The sequence below is a fragment of the Rhodococcus sp. 15-2388-1-1a genome (assembly GCF_002259145.1).
Taxonomy (GTDB): Bacteria; Actinomycetota; Actinomycetes; order Mycobacteriales; family Mycobacteriaceae; genus Rhodococcoides.
This window is the reverse complement of record NZ_NPFP01000048.1, coordinates 105,946-122,443: the sequence shown is the minus strand read 5'-3', so window position 1 is coordinate 122,443 and position 16,498 is coordinate 105,946. Positions and strand designations below refer to the sequence as shown.

General features: G+C 65.6%; 15 protein-coding genes. 9 read left to right on the top strand and 6 right to left on the bottom strand.

The window, feature by feature from the left end; all coding sequences use genetic code 11:
• Positions 1 to 27 precede the first annotated feature (27 nt).
• Positions 28 to 1,194: a DNA recombination protein RmuC gene (locus CH302_RS27115; RefSeq protein WP_037191421.1), complete on the top strand. Its 1,167-nt coding sequence runs from the start codon at positions 28 to 30 to the stop codon at positions 1,192 to 1,194.
• A 20-nt stretch (positions 1,195 to 1,214) separates the two neighbouring features.
• Positions 1,215 to 2,336, top strand: coding sequence for a DUF6542 domain-containing protein (locus CH302_RS27110; protein WP_037191420.1), 1,122 nt, complete (start codon positions 1,215 to 1,217; stop codon positions 2,334 to 2,336).
• A gap of 88 nt (positions 2,337 to 2,424) precedes the next feature.
• Here CH302_RS27110 and CH302_RS27105 read toward each other — a convergent pair whose 3' ends face one another.
• Complete coding sequence (locus CH302_RS27105) at positions 2,425 to 3,432, bottom strand: 4-hydroxy-3-methylbut-2-enyl diphosphate reductase (protein ID WP_037191419.1); 1,008 nt, start codon at positions 3,430 to 3,432, stop codon at positions 2,425 to 2,427.
• Positions 3,433 to 3,554: 122 nt separating this feature from the next.
• On the opposite strand from CH302_RS27105, the gene CH302_RS27100 reads away from it, so the two are divergent.
• The 3 genes from CH302_RS27100 to CH302_RS27090 are packed head-to-tail and all read left to right on the top strand — an operon-like array spanning position 3,555 to position 5,652.
• Positions 3,555 to 4,157 carry a lipid droplet-associated protein gene (locus CH302_RS27100; RefSeq protein ID WP_037191417.1) on the top strand — a complete coding sequence of 201 codons (603 nt, stop codon included), beginning with the start codon at positions 3,555 to 3,557 and terminating at the stop codon, positions 4,155 to 4,157.
• Complete coding sequence (gene xseA / locus CH302_RS27095; protein WP_052047730.1) at positions 4,154 to 5,416, top strand: exodeoxyribonuclease VII large subunit; 1,263 nt, start codon at positions 4,154 to 4,156, stop codon at positions 5,414 to 5,416. Before CH302_RS27100 ends, xseA begins: the two co-directional genes overlap by 4 nt.
• 14 nt (positions 5,417 to 5,430) lie before the next feature.
• Entirely contained in the window at positions 5,431 to 5,652 is a 222-nt protein-coding gene (locus tag CH302_RS27090; protein ID WP_037191413.1) for an exodeoxyribonuclease VII small subunit, read from the top strand.
• On the opposite strand, the gene CH302_RS27085 is transcribed toward CH302_RS27090, so the two are convergent.
• On the bottom strand, positions 5,649 to 6,221 hold the full coding sequence (locus CH302_RS27085) for a DUF4245 domain-containing protein (protein ID WP_037191411.1): 573 nt from the start codon (positions 6,219 to 6,221) through the stop codon (positions 5,649 to 5,651). The genes CH302_RS27090 and CH302_RS27085 overlap by 4 nt on opposite strands.
• Positions 6,222 to 6,356: 135 nt before the next feature.
• Between CH302_RS27085 and glpX the strand changes: the two genes are divergently transcribed.
• Positions 6,357 to 7,397 carry a class II fructose-bisphosphatase gene (gene glpX, locus CH302_RS27080; RefSeq protein ID WP_037191409.1) on the top strand — a complete coding sequence of 347 codons (1,041 nt, stop codon included), beginning with the start codon at positions 6,357 to 6,359 and terminating at the stop codon, positions 7,395 to 7,397.
• Positions 7,398 to 7,443: 46 nt separating this feature from the next.
• Complete coding sequence (locus CH302_RS27075) at positions 7,444 to 8,844, top strand: class II fumarate hydratase (RefSeq protein ID WP_037191407.1); 1,401 nt, start codon at positions 7,444 to 7,446, stop codon at positions 8,842 to 8,844.
• Positions 8,845 to 8,944: 100 nt separating this feature from the next.
• Here CH302_RS27075 and CH302_RS27070 read toward each other — a convergent pair whose 3' ends face one another.
• Entirely contained in the window at positions 8,945 to 9,802 is an 858-nt protein-coding gene (locus CH302_RS27070) for an acyl-ACP desaturase (RefSeq protein WP_037191404.1), read from the bottom strand.
• Positions 9,803 to 9,931: 129 nt separating this feature from the next.
• Here CH302_RS27070 and CH302_RS27065 point away from each other — a divergent pair, with 129 nt between their 5' ends.
• Entirely contained in the window at positions 9,932 to 11,524 is a 1,593-nt protein-coding gene (locus CH302_RS27065) for a serine hydrolase (RefSeq protein ID WP_037191655.1), read from the top strand.
• Entirely contained in the window at positions 11,521 to 11,928 is a 408-nt protein-coding gene (locus CH302_RS27060) for a limonene-1,2-epoxide hydrolase family protein (RefSeq protein WP_037191401.1), read from the top strand. Before CH302_RS27065 ends, CH302_RS27060 begins: the two co-directional genes overlap by 4 nt.
• 85 nt (positions 11,929 to 12,013) lie before the next feature.
• Here CH302_RS27060 and CH302_RS27055 read toward each other — a convergent pair whose 3' ends face one another.
• The 3 genes from CH302_RS27055 to CH302_RS27045 form a co-directional block, all read right to left on the bottom strand.
• Complete coding sequence (locus CH302_RS27055) at positions 12,014 to 13,339, bottom strand: PhoH family protein (RefSeq protein WP_176460789.1); 1,326 nt, start codon at positions 13,337 to 13,339, stop codon at positions 12,014 to 12,016.
• A gap of 484 nt (positions 13,340 to 13,823) precedes the next feature.
• Entirely contained in the window at positions 13,824 to 15,107 is a 1,284-nt protein-coding gene (gene glyA, locus CH302_RS27050) for a serine hydroxymethyltransferase (protein WP_037191396.1), read from the bottom strand.
• Positions 15,108 to 15,153: 46 nt separating this feature from the next.
• Entirely contained in the window at positions 15,154 to 16,350 is a 1,197-nt protein-coding gene (locus CH302_RS27045) for a hypothetical protein (RefSeq protein WP_037191394.1), read from the bottom strand.
• Positions 16,351 to 16,498: the final 148 nt, after the last annotated feature.

Here is a 16,498-nt window from a genome sequence, read left to right as displayed (position 1 = left end):
TCGGTACCGTCCTGCATCATCTGCTCCATGAACATTCTCACCGCGTTCGGCCTGCTCGTCGCTCTCGGTATCGGCGCGGTCGTCGGCTGGTTGTTGCACGCCTCGCGGATGGGCGATCGTGCGGTCCGAGCCGAAGCCCAACTGGCCGCGATGCGCGAGCACGAGGGCATGCTTCGGCAGTCACTGAGTGCGGTCAACGAGGATTCCGCGCGGCGCAATTCGACCGTGATCGGCCAGCAGGTCTCACACCTGGTCGAGCCGTTGCACGATGCCGTCGACGCTCTCTCCGAGCACGTGCGGCAGGTCGAGCACAACCGCATCCGGGCATACGCGGGACTGTCCGAGCAGGTCACCGGTATGCATCGAGCGTCGATGCATCTGTCCACCCAGACCGGTCAGCTGGTCACGGCACTGCGCGCACCGCAGATCCGCGGCCGGTGGGGCGAGATCCAGCTCGAACGTGTCGTCGAGCTGGCGGGCATGCTCAAGCACTGCGATTTCGACACGCAGGTCAGCAAGGACGGCATCAGACCCGACATGATCGTCCGTCTCGCCGGCGGTCGGCAGATAGTGGTCGATGCCAAAGTGCCGTTCGCGGCGTACCTCGATGCCGCTCAGGACGAGGATCTCGGCGCGCGGGAGAAGAATCTGCGACGCCACGCCAAGCAACTACGGACCCACATCGACCAATTGGCCGACAAGGCGTACTGGCAGGCATTCGAGCCGACACCGGAATTCGTCGTGCTGTTCGTTCCCGGCGACCCGTTTCTCGACGCGGCTCTGACGTCGGACACAGGCCTGCTCGAGTACGCCTTCGGCCGGAACGTGATCCTGGCCACCCCGACCACCCTGGTCGCGTTGCTACGGACCGTCGCCTACACGTGGAAGCAGGAGTCTCTGGCCGAGGACGCTGCGCGCATCCAGCAACTGGGACGCGAGCTGTACACGCGAATCGGTGTCGTCTCGACGCACCTGGACAAGCTCGGTGCCCACCTCGGCAAGGCCGTGGAGTCGTTCAATTCCACCGTCGGTTCCGTCGATACCAGGGTGAGCGTGACGGCGAGAAAGCTGCACGAGCTCGAGCTGTTCGACGCCGAGCCGGTGGACATCGCCCGAGTGGACGAGCGACCCAAACTGTCCGATTCGTCCCGCTACCGGCACGACTTCGGTCATGTCAGCGATGCAGTGGGCTGAACAACGGCTAACCTCGGGGGGTGTCTACCTCCCAACGTGCCCGCTCCGGGGTACCGCTGGATCACCGATCCATACTCGCGACCCTGCCCGGCGTTCCTGCATGGGGTGCCGTCGCGATCGCCGCGGGACTGACTTTTCTCGGATTTCTGATCGATGCCGCACGCGGTACCGAGCTGACCGGTGCGTTCGCGTTCATGTACGTCCTCGGCTGCATCGCCGGCGTCCTGCTCGTCCGCTTCCGCGGACTGTTCACGGCGATGGTGCAAGCCCCTCTGATCCTGTTCGTGGCCGTGCCGCTGTCGTACCAGTACTTCACCGACAACGCCGGCACCAGCCTCAAGGACATCATCCTCAACGTTGCCATTCCGCTGGTCAACCGCTTTCCGCTGATGTTGCTCGGCACCCTGGTCGCCGTCGGACTCGGAGTACTGCGCATCGTGCTCAAACGGCAGAACACGCACGCCCCTGCTGTTCGACGCAGTCCGAAGCCCAGCGACGACAAGCCCACCAGAGCACAGCGTCGGGCACAGGCAGAGCGCCCCGAACGATCCCGCAGGCGGGCAGCCGCAGTCGATCGCAGCACCGACTCTGCGGCCGAGGCCACCGACATCGTGCCCGGGCCGTACGTCGGTCGCCGAAGCACCGATTCTCGTCCGCGTCCCGATACCGACCCTCGCGCGAGTTCGACCCCTCGCCCCGGCTCGCGTACTGCAGCGGATCCCACCGCGAGCCCCCGACGATCGGCTGCGTCGGCACCGGCACCACAGACTCGATACGCCGCCACCGACTCCCCCCGGCACGATTACAAGCCCGAGTACCAGAAGCCCGACTACTCGCGAACGCAGTATCCGCAGGCACAGTCTCGGCAGGTGCCGCGAGAAGCACAGTCCCGGTACTCGACCGAACCTCGTCGCGAGCGATCGGACCGGGTACACGCTCCTCGCGAGGTCGCCGATCCGTACAACACCGGAGCCAGGCCCGTCGTGACTCCTCGGACGAGCGCCCCCGCGAGCGGTTCCACTGCCGCCGACTCCACCGCCGGTAGCGGCCAGGGCAGTCATTCGCTACCAACCCCGCACCGGGACGACATTCCCCCGCATCCGGTGCCGAAGGTTCGCTACCGCGACCGTCACAGCGACTAGCCCGAACACGAGAAACGCCCCGTATCGGTTTTCCTGCTCCTGCGCAGGAATCCCGGTACGGGGCTTAATTCGTTGCCCGACCTCGCTGCTAGCGAGCTGGGCGCAGCTCGCGGGGCAAGGAGAACACCAGAGTCTCGTTTGCGGTCGTGACCGGCTGTACGTCTGCGTAGCCGTGCTCGGCGAACAGTTCGATGACGCCCTGCACCAGGATCTCCGGTACGGATGCACCCGAGGTGATGCCGATCGTCTCGACTCCGTCGAGCCAGGCCAGGTCGATTTCCTTGGCGTAGTCGACGAGGTAGCTCGCCCGTGCACCCGCGCCCAGTGCGACCTCCACCAACCGCACCGAGTTCGAGGAGTTCTTGGACCCGACGACGATCACCAGATCGCATTCCGGGGCCATCGCCTTCACCGCGACCTGACGGTTCTGCGTGGCGTAGCAGATGTCGTCGCTCGGCGGGTCCTGAAGCGTCGGGAAGCGCTCACGCAGTTTGGCGACCGTCGTCATCGTCTCGTCGACGCTCAGCGTGGTCTGGGACAGCCAGATGACCTTGTTCTCGTCTCGGACGGTGACGCTGTCGACCGAATCCGGGCCGTCCACCAGCTGAATGTGTTCGGGAGCCTCGCCTGCGGTGCCCTCGACCTCCTCGTGGCCCTCGTGACCGATGAGCAGGATGTCGTAGTCGTCTCGGGCGAAGCGCTTGGCTTCCTGGTGCACCTTGGTCACCAACGGGCAGGTGGCGTCGATGGTGCGCAGGTTTCGCTCGGCCGCGGAGGTGTGCACGGCGGGTGAGACGCCGTGCGCGGAGAACACCAGCAGCGATCCCTCGGGAACCTCGTCGGTCTCCTCGACGAACACCGCGCCGCGATCGGACAGAGTCTCGACCACATGCCGGTTGTGCACGATCTCCTTGCGCACGTACACCGGCGCACCGTGCTGTTCCAGCGCTTTCTCGACGGTCTCGACCGCGCGATCGACGCCCGCGCAATAGCCCCGCGGCTCCGCGAGCAGCACTCGCTTACCCCCGGCGTAGGCGGACTTACCCGCACCGGCGGACTGTGCAATACCAAGATTCAGTGGAACAGCCGAAGACATACTTCCCAGGATACGTGCACCGAGCTCGCCCGCCTCTTTTCCACGTCCCTCAGCCCCGGCTGAAGAGGGGCGTACAGCCTGTCGGCTACCCAAAGTTCACCGTTTCGGGCAGTCTGGTGCACATGACTCGAGTCCCCTTTGCAGCGCGTGTGGCTGCAGGCGTCGCCGTGACCGTCGTGGAAGAGGCTCGCAAGCTTCCCGGTTCCGCCCTGATGCTGCCGATGACGGTCGTCAGCGAGGCACTGGCGCGCAGCATGCGATTCCAGCAGCAGGTGACGGCGTTGGCCATCAAGGGCGATCTGGTCATCGCGAGCCTGCCGGTCATCGGCACCCCGACCGAGGAGCAGCCCTCCTGGGCCAGCTTCGACGAGGACGAAGACGAGAACACCTTCCTCGCCCCCGTGATCACCGACGACGTCGATGTCCCCGACGCCCCCGTGGCCGAGCCGGTCGCGGCGAACGGTCGCTTCGCTCTGTACTCGACGCCTCCGCTGGACGAGCCGGTCCAGGACACCTCGGCCAAGCGCGCTCGATCCGCCGACAAGCCCGAGATCGTCGAGATGATCGACTTCGACACCCTTGCCCTTGCACAGCTGCGCGCCCGACTGCGCACGCTCTCGATCGAGGACCTCGAAACCCTGCTCGACTACGAGAACGACACGCTCTCCCGCGCGCCCTTCCAGACGATGCTCGCCAACCGCATCACCACCGCCAAGGCCAAGTGAGCACTCCCCCACCCCAGTCCGGTCCCACCCAGCCAGGCGCGAGCACCGCCGAACAGCCATGGCCGGTGCGTACCGTCGCCATGAAGGTTGCCGGCTGGATCGACAAGCTCGGCTCCATCTGGGTGGAAGGGCAGCTCACCCAGATCAATGCTCGCCCCGGCACCAGGACTGCCTTTCTGACGCTGCGTGATCCGTCGGCCGACATGTCGCTGTCGGTCACGTGTTCGCCGCAGTTGCTCGAGCGTTCACCCGTTCCGCTGACCGAGGGTGCGCGCGTCATCCTCTACGGAAAGCTGTCGTTCTTCACCGGTAGGGGAACGATCTCGCTGCGCGCCACCGACATTCGTGCGGTGGGGGTCGGCGAGCTGCTGGCTCGCATCGAACGACTCAGAGCCCTGCTCGCCGCCGAGGGGTTGTTCGACCCACGCCTCAAACGTCCGCTGCCGTTCCTGCCGGGCACCATCGGCCTGATCACCGCGCGCGCCAGCGCGGCGGAGAAGGACGTACTGACCGTCGCGCAGAGACGTTGGCCCGCGGTCCGATTCGAGGTCCGCAACACCCCGGTCCAGGGCCCACAATCGGTGCCGGCGATTCTGGACGCGCTGAAGGAACTGAACGACGACCCAAGCGTCGACGTCATCATCCTCGCCCGCGGCGGCGGTAGCGTCGAGGATCTGCTGCCGTTCTCGGACGAGGCTCTGTGCCGCGCCATCTCTCGCGCCACCACGCCGATCGTCAGTGCCATCGGCCACGAGCCCGACAGCCCTCTGAGCGACCACGTAGCGGACCTGCGGGCCGCAACCCCCACCGATGCCGCCAAACTCGTGGTGCCCGACGCCGTCGCCGAACAAGCTCTGGTCTCGGAACTGAAGTCGAGAAGCGCTGCAGCGCTCCGCAATTGGGTCGAGCGCGAGGCACGCGGCCTGGACATGCTCCGACACCGGCCGGTGCTGGCCGACCCACTGGCCTCGCTCGAGCAACGGCGCGAGGAGGTTCGGCGGCTGCTCGACGCGGCCCGACGCGACGTTCAACGCGAACTCACCACCCAGGACACGCTCGTCGAACACCTGCGGGCCAGGCTGTCGACGCTGGGACCTGCTGCCACACTTGCTCGGGGCTATGCCGTCGTACAGCGGGTGGTCGCGGGTTCGGATCCCGAGGTTCTGCGTTCGGTCGAGGACGCGCCACCGGGTACACAGATCAGAGTGCGCGTGGCCGACGGTGCCGTCACCGCCGCAGTCATGGGGCGAGTCAAATGACAGAAGGAGTACGGATGAGCGAGAACGACAAGCCGGTATCGGAACTGGGCTACGAAGAGGCCCGCGACGAACTGGTGGGCGTGGTGAAGATCCTCGAGCAGGGCGGCCTCGATCTCGACGCCTCCCTGGCCCTGTGGGAGCGGGGAGAGCAGCTGGCCACTCGCTGCGAGGAACAGCTCGCCGGTGCCCGCAAGCGGATCGAGACCGCGCTCGCGAGCACCGAGAAGGACAGCTAGGGCGCGAGCGGTTCGGTGACCTCGAGCGACTCGGCGAGCGTGGTGAAGTCCCCATCGTTCGCGGTACCGCCCAGCAGGATCCGCACATCGCCGAAGTCCGAGACCCAGTACTTCCGCGAGCCTTCCTCGCCGTAGACGACCCAGTCTCGACCCGACACGTTCTGCGCGCCCGACGCGTACACCGTCTCGTCGCCTGCCACGAAGGGAACCAACACCTCCTCGACGGCGCTGGTCTGGGTCAGCTGCAGATACGCACCCGATCCGGTGATGTATCCGACAGTCGACACCGGTCCGCCGTTGTCGCCTGCGATCGTCGGGCGACTGCCCGAGTTGGGCGTCCAATCCTCGGGAACAGCCGGATTACGCACCGGAAAGCCGATTTCCGACGCGTCGTACTGCAATGCGGTGTCGATGTCGAAGTTGGGGATGGGGCCCTGCTGGGGCCCGCCGGGGCTCAGCGAGCACTGACTGGCGATGCCCGCAATCAACAAACACGCGATGACCAGCGGAATGAGCGACCACACCATGTCGCGACTGTTGTTGAGAATCCGAGGTTTGCTGTTTGCCACCCCACCAGTATCCCCTCTGCGCAGCAGTGCTCGATCGGCGCGTGCCTCACAGACGACCCGACCCCACCGCGGGCATCACAGAAGTGAGATAATCGCGCCTGGGTAACACCCCACCAACCAGGAGGCTACAAACCGATGACGGCCAGCACCGAGTCCACTCGCGCCATGGCGCCAGATCGCAACCTCGCACTCGAACTCGTACGCGTCACCGAGGCCGGTGCGCTCGCCTCGGGTCGCTGGGTCGGTCGCGGCGACAAGGAAGGTGGCGACGGAGCAGCAGTCGACGCCATGCGTCAGTTGGTCAGCTCGGTCTCGATGCGCGGCGTCGTCGTCATCGGCGAGGGCGAGAAGGACGAAGCGCCGATGCTCTACAACGGCGAACAGGTCGGCAACGGCAACGGACCCGAGGTCGACTTCGCCGTCGATCCCGTCGACGGCACGACGTTGATGGCCAAGGGCATGCCCAACGCCATCTCGGTTCTCGCCGTCGCCGAGCGCGGCGCGATGTTCGATCCGTCCGCCGTCTTCTACATGAAGAAGATCGCCGTCGGACCCGACTTCGCCGACGTCATCGACATCACCGCACCGGTCGCCGAGAACATCGCCCGCGTCGCCAAGATCAAGAAGGGATCCACCTCCGACGTCACGGTGTGCATCCTCGACCGACCCCGGCACGCCGAGCTGATCCAGCAGGTCCGCGACACCGGTGCCCGCATTCGACTGATCTCCGACGGCGACGTCGCCGGTGCCATCGCCGCCGCTCGCCCCACCTCCCCCATCGACATCCTCATGGGCACCGGTGGAACTCCCGAGGGCATCATCGCGGCGGCCGCCATGCGCTGCATGGGTGGCGTGCACCAGGGCATGTTGGCTCCGACCGACGACGACGAACGCCAGAAGGCGATCGACGCCGGACACGATCTCGATCGCGTCCTGTCCACCGAAGACCTGGTCTCGGGCGAGAACGTCTTCTTCACCGCGACCGGCGTCACCGACGGCGACCTGCTCCAGGGCGTCCGCTACTCGGGCGGCGGCGCGCACACGCAGTCCATCGTGATGCGCTCGAAGTCCGGCACCGTCCGCATGATCGACGCGTACCACCAGCTCAACAAGCTCAAGGAGTACTCGACCATCGACTTCGACGGCGACACCTCCGGTGCCATCCCGTCCTTCTGACGACCGCTCGACGAAGTTTCCGCTCCCCTACCGAGGCAAGAGGTCAATGACAGAGAACGAACAGCAGTTCCGGATCGAGCACGACACCATGGGAGAGGTTCGCGTTCCCATCGATGCGCTCTGGCGTGCCCAGACGCAGCGTGCCGTGGAGAACTTCCCCATCTCGGGCCGTCCGCTCGAGCGCACTCAGATTCGCGCGATGGGCCTGCTCAAGGCAGCCTGCGCGCAGGTCAACAAGGACCTCGGTCTGCTCGACGGCGCACTGGCCGACGCGATCATCGCCGCCGCCACCGAGATCGCCGACGGCAAGCACGACGACCAGTTCCCGATCGACGTCTTCCAGACCGGCTCGGGCACCAGCTCCAACATGAACGCCAACGAGGTCATCGCGTCGATCGCCAAGGCGAACGGCGTCGAGGTGCACCCCAACGATCACGTCAACATGTCGCAGTCCTCCAACGACACGTTCCCGACGGCCACTCACGTCGCCGCCACCGAGGCAGCCGTGACGTCGCTCGTGCCAGCACTGCGCCACCTCCACGAGGCTCTCGTGGTCAAGGCCACGGAGTGGAAGCACGTCGTGAAGTCCGGCCGCACCCACCTCATGGATGCCGTTCCGGTCACCCTCGGTCAGGAATTCGGCGGCTACGCCCGTCAGATCGAGGCCGGCATCGAGCGCGTCGAGGCCACCCTGCCGCGCCTCGGTGAACTGCCCATCGGCGGCACCGCGGTCGGCACCGGACTCAACGCACCCGACGGCTTCGGCCCGAAAGTTGTTGCAGCACTGGTCGAGTCGACCGGTATCGATGCACTCACCGCCGCCAAGGATTCGTTCGAGGCGCAGGCCGCACGTGACGGACTCGTCGAGGCCTCGGGCGCACTGCGCACCATCGCGGTCTCACTGACCAAGATTGCCAACGACATTCGCTGGATGGGATCGGGACCGCTCACCGGACTCGGCGAGATCACCCTCCCCGACCTGCAGCCCGGCAGCTCCATCATGCCCGGCAAGGTCAATCCCGTTCTGCCCGAAGCTGTTACGCAGGTCGCGGCTCAGGTCATCGGCAACGACGCCGCAGTCGCATTCGGCGGCGCGTCGGGCGCATTCGAGCTCAACGTGTACATCCCGATGATGGCGCGCAACCTGCTCGAGTCGTTCAAGCTGCTCGCCAACGTCTCGGTGCTGTTCGCAGACAAGTGTGTCGTCGGCCTCGAAGCCAACGTCGAGCACCTCAAGACCCTCGCCGAGTCCTCGCCGTCCATCGTGACGCCACTGAACTCCGCGATCGGCTACGAGGAAGCTGCCGCCGTCGCCAAGCAGGCACTCAAGGAGAAGAAGACGATCCGTCAGACGGTCATCGACCGCGGACTGATCGGCGACAAACTCAGTGAGGCCGAACTCGACAAGCGCCTCGACGTCCTCGCCATGGCGAAGGTCAAGGACTAGCTTTTCGGTTCGCCCGCCGGACCCCTGAACGCGTGAATGGTCCATTGCACCGCCGAGACGTGTGCAATGGACCATTCACGCTTTCGAAAGGGGCCGAACCTCAGGCGAGGTGAGCGAGTTCCTCGCGTGCCTTCAGCCCGTCCTCGCCCAGATCGGTGCGGTCGAAGATCTTCCAGCCTGCGAGCAGCGGCTTGAACACCTTGTCGCGTTCCTGATCCGCGTCGTAGATTCCGGCTTCGGCGAGCGCTGCGGTGCTGCTGCCCCGCTCGGGAAGGTCGACCTCGGGAATCTTGAACCCGTTGATCCGGTCCGCGATGGCGCGGGCGGCCTGGTCGGGCACCACGGCGAATGCCTCGTCGAGGATGCTGGCGAAGAATGCCGACTGCAGCGCGTCGTCGTCGGCGATCCGGCCGAGGATGGTGGCGAGCACGGGGTCCTTGCCGAGGGCGATGGTGTTGCGGTTACGCAGTGAGGCTGCGGCTTCCTCGATGGCGAAATGCGCGAGGATGTCGAGCAGATGCTGGCTGGGGGCGTCGTATCCGAGCGTCATGTGCTCCATCCGGACGCGCTCGAGGGCGACCGGATCGACTGCCCGGGTGAGCACCAGGAAGTTGCGCAGCACGATCGACTGCCGGTTCTCCTCCGACGTCCACCGGCCGGTCCACTTCCACCAGGCTCCGAGGCCGGTGAGCGCGTGGGCCAGTTCGCGGTGGTACGCGGGCAGGTTGTCGGCCACCAACACGCCGACCGTGGCGGACAGGATTTCGACATCGCTGAGGTGCGACTGCTCCGGCGTCCAGTCCTCGCCGCCGAGGAACGCGAAGTTCTTGCCCTCGTCGAACGGCGCGAGATCGTGGGGATGCCAGTCGCTGGCAGCCTCGATGTGGCGTCGTAGATTCTCTTCGACCGCGGGCTCCAAACGGACCAGCAGATCACCGTCGGACAGGTTCGTAGACATGCGGTAACCGTAGCGCCTACACCTGAGCGCCCGACGTCGTGCCCCTGACCATTGTGAATTCTCCTAACACCAGGTCGTTGCAGGTCTATTCTCAGGTGCATCCAGTCATCGAAGTGAGGACTCCTCATGATGCGGTCGGGTCGAAATTTGCTGTGTCTTGCTGTTGTGTGCTCGATGGTCGTGCTGGTCGGGTGCTCGAACGACGCACCGACCGCAGACAGTCCACCGACATCCGAGCCCGCCCCGCCCAGCGACCTGTCCCCCGGTCAGGTCGCGGGCGTCGATGTTCCGACCGGCCGCATCGACGAGGCGGTCGGCAAGCTCGACGGCATCGCCGAGGAGCTGATGGCGTCGTCGAACATCCCCGGTATGGCCATTGCCGTCGTGCACGGCTCGGACGTCGTCTACTCGAAGGGCTTCGGCGTCCGCGAAGTGGGTAAGGACGATACGGTCGACGGCGACTCGGTGTTCCAGTTGGCCTCGCTGTCCAAATCGGTCGGTGCGACGGTCATCGCGTCCCAGGTGGGAGCGGGCGTGGTCGACTGGTCGACGCCGGTGGTCTCGCAGTTGCCGTGGTTCGCGCTCGACGATCCGTGGGTGACCGAGAACGTCACGGTCGGCGACTTCTACGCGCATCGAAGCGGGCTGCCCGAGCACGAAGGCGATCTGCTCGAGGACCTCGGCTACGACCGGCGCCAAATTCTCGAACGCCTTCGGGAGGTGCCCCTCGACCCGTTCCGCTCCACGTACCACTACACCAACTTCGGGATCACGGCCGCGGCCGAAGCCGTCGCGGCGGCGTCGGGCAAGGACTGGGACACCCTCAGCCAGGACACGATCTACGGCCCGCTCGGCATGACCTCGACCAGCTCGTCGTTCGCGGACTACATGTCGCGGGCCGATCGGGCCGTACCCCATGTACTGGTCGACGGCGAGTATCAGGCGAAGTATCAGCGGGAACCCGATCCACAGACCCCGGCCGGTGGCGTCAGCTCCTCGGTGAACGACCTTGCGAAGTGGCTGACTATGCTCGTCGCCGACGGCACCCACGACGGACGAGAGCTCGTCGATCCCGACGCCCTTCTGCCCGCCGTCAGCGCGCAGATCGTGTCGAGCCCGTCGGCGACACCGGACTCACGCGCCGGCTACTACGGCTTCGGATTCAACGTCTCCACCAGTGCGGCCGGCCGCACGACGGTGAGTCATTCGGGAGCGTTCGCTCTGGGAGCGGGCACCAACTTCGTCTGGATTCCTTCGCTCGACGTCGCCATCGTCGTACTGACCAATGCCGCACCCCTCGGCATCGCCGAAACGGTCACTGCCGAGTTCGCCGACCTCGTTCAGTTCGGTGAGGTGCGGGAGGACTGGCGAACGCTGTACAAGAATGCCTTCGCCGGCATGAGCGAACCGGAAGGCGAGCTCGCAGGCAAGACCGCTCCAACGAATCCCACTGCGCCACAACCTCTCGCGTCGTACGTTGGGGTGTACCAGAACAGCTACTGGGGGCCGGCGACGGTGGCGGAGGTCAACGGTGAGTTGGTGTTGTCCCTCGGACCGAACTCGACGTCGTACGAGTTGTCACCCTGGGACGGTGACACGTTCACGTTCGAGCCGACGGGCGAGAACGCACCGGACGGAACCATTTCCCAGGCGACGTTCAACGCGAATACGCTGACGCTCGAGTTCTTCGACGGCGATGGATTGGGGCGGTTCACCAAATGACCGAGACACAGCAGGCAACCGAGACCGTGATGGATCTGTTCGACGCGTTGCGAAGTCGAGACACCGATCGCGCGATGTCGCTCCTCGACGACGACATCGTCTGGCACAACGTCGGATTACCGAAGGTGCGCGGCACCTCGAACGTGGGCAGGTACATGGCGATGCTCGCCAAGCCTGCGTTCGGCTTCGACGTGATCGTGCACAACATCGCGGCCGACGGAAACATCGTTCTCACCGAGCGCACAGATGTGCTGATCTGGCGTCGGCTTCGGATCGAGTTCTGGGTGTGCGGAACCTTCGAGCTGCGCGACGGCAGAATGGCGGTGTGGCGAGACTACTTCGACACTGTCGACTTCCTGAAAGGTGTTGCACGAGGAGTATTCCGGGCCGCAGTCGGCCGGTGACCCTTGTGAGCGGAACCTCGTGGTGGACTAAGAGGCAGGAGTGGAGCCTGCGGAACGACCCGCAGGCTCCACGCTCACGAGGGGGTCAGGCTCCCGACGGCCCGAACTCTTCGAGCATCTCCGTCACCAGTGCAGCGATCGGTGAACGCTCACTGCGAGTGAGGGTGATGTGTGCGAAAAGTGGGTGTCCCTTGAGCTTTTCGATCACTGCAGCCACGCCGTCGTGTCGTCCGACTCGTAGGTTGTCTCGCTGAGCGACGTCGTGGGTGAGTACGACCCGTGAGCCCGAACCCAGTCGGGACAGTACCGTCAGCAGGACGTTGCGCTCGAGTGACTGTGCCTCGTCGACGATCACGAAGGAATCGTGCAGCGATCGGCCGCGAATGTGCGTCAGCGGCAACACTTCCAGCATTCCGCGGGCGATGACCTCCTCCATCACCTCCGGGCTCGCGAGCCCTTCGAGGGTGTCGAAGACCGCCTGTCCCCAGGGGCCCATCTTCTCGCTCTCGCTACCGGGGAGATAGCCGAGCTCCTGACCGCCGACGGCGTAGAGCGGCCGGAAGACAACGACTTTCCGATGCGAGCGTCGTTCCAGGACGGCCTCGAGTCCGGCAGTCAGCGCCAGAGCGGACTTACCGGTGCCGGCCTTTCCACCGAGCGAGACGATGCCGATGCTCTCGTCGAGCAGAAGATCCAGCGCCACTCGCTGTTCTGCCGAGCGACCGTGCAGGCCGAACGCCTCTCGCTCACCGCGTACGAGTTGGATCTGCTTGTCGGGCGTGACGCGCCCCAGCGCACTCTGCCGTCCGGCAAGCAGTCGAACTCCTGTGTGGCACGGCAGGTCTCGCGCCTCCACCAGGTCGATGACACCGTCGTTGAACAGTGTGTCGACCGCATCGGACGGCACATCGAGCTCGGTCATACCGGTCCAACCGGACGGCACGACGTCGTGAGCGTGGTACTCGTCGGCGGGAAGACCGACGGCACCGGCCTTGACGCGCAACGGAATGTCCTTGCTGACGAGCACGACGTCCTTGCCTTCGGCCGCCAGGTTCAGGGCGCAGGCGAGGATTCGAGAATCGTTGGAGTCGGTGCGGAACCCGACGGGAAGCACCGACGGATCGGTGTGATTGAGCTCGACTTGCAGTGTGCCACCGGATGTTCCGATGGGAACCGGCTGGTCGAGTCGGCCGAACTCGACTCGCAGGTCGTCGAGCATGCGCAAGGATTCCCGCGCGAACCATCCCAATTCGTGATGGTGGCGTTTGCCCTCCAACTCGCTGATCACGATCAACGGAAGTACCACATTGTGCTCGGCGAACCGGATGACTGCCCAGGGATCCGAGAGCAGGACCGAGGTATCGAGCACGAATGTCCGAAGAGGGGCGGAAACGGAGCGTGAAGTGGTCACGTGGGGCTCCTACGTCTGCGCGGCACCGCGCAAACTCTGTCGCTCGGCCGGTCGGGTCCGATGTGTCAGGTGACACGAGGACCGGGTACCGGCCCTCTCGCGCTCACTAGCTCAGTCACGTATCAGAACCTCCCGCACAGGTAGCTTCCCCGCTGCCTGTTACTGCCGACGGTACCGCCGAAATCCGGTATCGGCTCGCTGGAAGTCTGGCGTGTCGGTGAACAACGCGTTACGTCGACATCGACCCTGGTCACCGGGCGACCGGTATCGAAAATGCCCTCCCCCGGGTGAATCAATGCGACTTCGTTGCACTCAGATCGACTGAAAGCCACATTGATCCGGCGCGGATGGGTGAATGGACCACTGCACACGTCTGAGCGGTGCAATGGTCCATTGACGCGGACCGGGGTGCTGCGTGAATGGACCACTGCACACGTCTGAGCGGTGCAATGGTCCATTGACGCGGGCGGGGTGGGCGCGTCGATCAGCCGAGCAATCCCCAGTCTTCGAGGCCCTCGTACAGTGGCTTGCTCTGTGCCAGTTTCACCACGCGGTCCTTGAGGGAATCGCTGGCCTCGCCGGTGGCCAGGGCGGTGGCGATGATGTCGGCGACCTCGGTGAACTCGGCTTCGCCGAATCCGCGGGTTGCCAGTGCGCCGGTGCCGATGCGCAGGCCGGAGGTGACCATCGGCGGGCGTGGGTCGAAGGGCACTGCGTTGCGGTTGACGGTGATGCCGACCTCGTGCAGGAGATCCTCGGCCTGCTGGCCGTCCATCTCCGAGTTGCGCAGGTCCACCAGTGCCAGGTGCACGTCGGTGCCGCCGGTGAGGACCGATACACCCTTGTCTGCGACGTCGGCGCCGGTGAGACGCTCGGCGAGCAGTGATGCACCGAGGAGGGTGCGCTCCTGGCGTTCCTTGAACTCGGGCGTCGCAGCGATCTTGAACGCAACTGCCTTGGCGGCGATGGCATGCATCAGCGGGCCGCCCTGCTGGCCGGGGAACACTGCGGAGTTGAGCTTCTTGGCCCATTCCTTCTTGGCCAGGATGATGCCGGAGCGGGGTCCGCCGAGGGTCTTGTGCACGGTGGAGGAGACGACGTCTGCGTACGGCACGGGTGAGGGGTGCACGCCTGCGGCGACGAGTCCGGCGAAGTGCGCCATGTCGACCCAGAGCAGTGCGCCCACTTCGTCGGCGATGGAGCGGAACGCGGCGAAGTCCTGGTGACGTGGGTAGGCCGACCAGCCGGCGATGAGCACCTGCGGCTTGGCGGCGATGGCCTGCTTGCGCACCTCGTCCATGTCGATCCGGTGGTCTTCCTTCGACACCCCGTAGGACTCGACCTCGTAGAGCTTGCCCGAGAAGTTCAGCTTCATGCCGTGCGTGAGGTGGCCGCCGTGGGCGAGGTCGAGGCCCATGATCTTGTCGCCCGGGTTGATCAGGGCCATCAGGACCGCGGCGTTGGCCTGCGCTCCGGCGTGCGGCTGCACGTTCGCGAACTCGGCACCGAAGAGTTCCTTGGCGCGGTTGCGCGCGAGATCCTCGACGATGTCGACGTGCTCGCAGCCGCCGTAGTAGCGGCGGCCGGGGTAGCCCTCGGCGTACTTGTTGGTCAGGACGCTGCCCTGGGCCTGCAGCACCGCGCGGGGAACGAAGTTCTCCGAGGCGATCATCTCCAGCGTGTCGCGCTGACGCCCCAGCTCACCGGCCATCGCTTCGGCGACCTCGGGATCGAGTTCGGCCAGTGACAGGTTGTTGACGTCAGTCATAACAGGAGTCTCCAAGGGACAGCAGAATAAAGGGGGCCAGGCCAGTTTACGAGACGCGCAGTGCACCGGGTGTCAGTGGCTCGTCGAGCAGCCTGCCGAACAGTTGCGCGCGCTCACTGGCCGTCTCACCTCGGTCCAGCCAGCCGGCGAGCAGCTTGTAACCCTCGACGTAGGTGCTGATGTACGCCCGCCACAGCGGGGAGGACAGAAAGCGCAGGCTGTGCCGGGCGCGCTGCGGCGATGCCAACGACCATCGCTCCAGGTAGGCAGCCACGTCGTCCTCGCTCTTGTGCTGATCGTGCAGGAGCAGCGCGGCGTCCTGCCGCACCCCGAGCAACTGGCTCGACGCAGCCGAGAGACGCTCGGCCTTCTCGCCGTCGAATCGCAGTCCAAGGTCGGCGTAGATCTCCTGCGCCCACAGACCCCAGCCTTCGCCGACGACGGCCCCGAGCGCGTGATCGGCCAGGCCCTCGGCCATCAGACACTGCGGGGTGTTGACCAGGAACAGCGTCTGCTCCAGTTGGCCTGCGCCGACCAACCCGGTCTCCTTGCGGCAGTGCTCGGTGTGGTGTCCCGGGTAGGACTCGTGCGCGATCAGGTGCGGCAGATTGGCCATCTGCTGCTCGATGTCGGAGTTGATCGCGACGGTGGACCGGTAGTCGCCGAGGTAGTAGTTGAATCCCGACCACGGCTTGTCTCCGACGACCTCGTAGGTGACCTTCTCGGTGTCGGGCAGCGTGTATTCGGCGCGGACGCGGTCGCGCAACGCGGACGAGAACGCCTCGACGCAGTCCTGCAGTCGGTCGGCCGGAACGACGTCGGCACGGCGATGCGCGATCAACCGTTCGCCGAGCGACCCGGGACCGGAGAGAACCTCGTCCATCTTGCGGTGTGCCTGCAGGTACTGATCCTGATCGCCCGCGGAGATTCGGACGTCGAAGTAGGCGTACACCTCGTCGACGAAACCGATGTCCTCGCCTGCGAACTTGCGCGCCGAGCATTCGAATGCGCGCAGGTGGACGTCGAGGAACGTCGTGCGCTCGGGTGTCAGATCGACGTTGCCGAGCTCGGCACGCAGAGTCTGTGCTCGACGGATCAGCTCCCGCGGCTCGGGCGCGGGGGCGTTCTCGGTGATGCGACGCAACTCGGGATCGCCGGTGTATGCATCGACGAATCCGTCTTCGAGCCGGTCGAAACTCAGGCCCAGCAGCAGGTATTCACGAACGAGGGAAGCAGCATCCATATCCGAACCCTAGTACGGCGAACGACCCCGCCCGTGCGCGATCGACCGGCACCGAGCACAATCTGGAACCATGCGACTCGCGCTCGACAGGAGCTCAGCCGAACCCTCCGCAGCTCTGACGTGGCACGAGTGGAGCCTGCGGAACGAC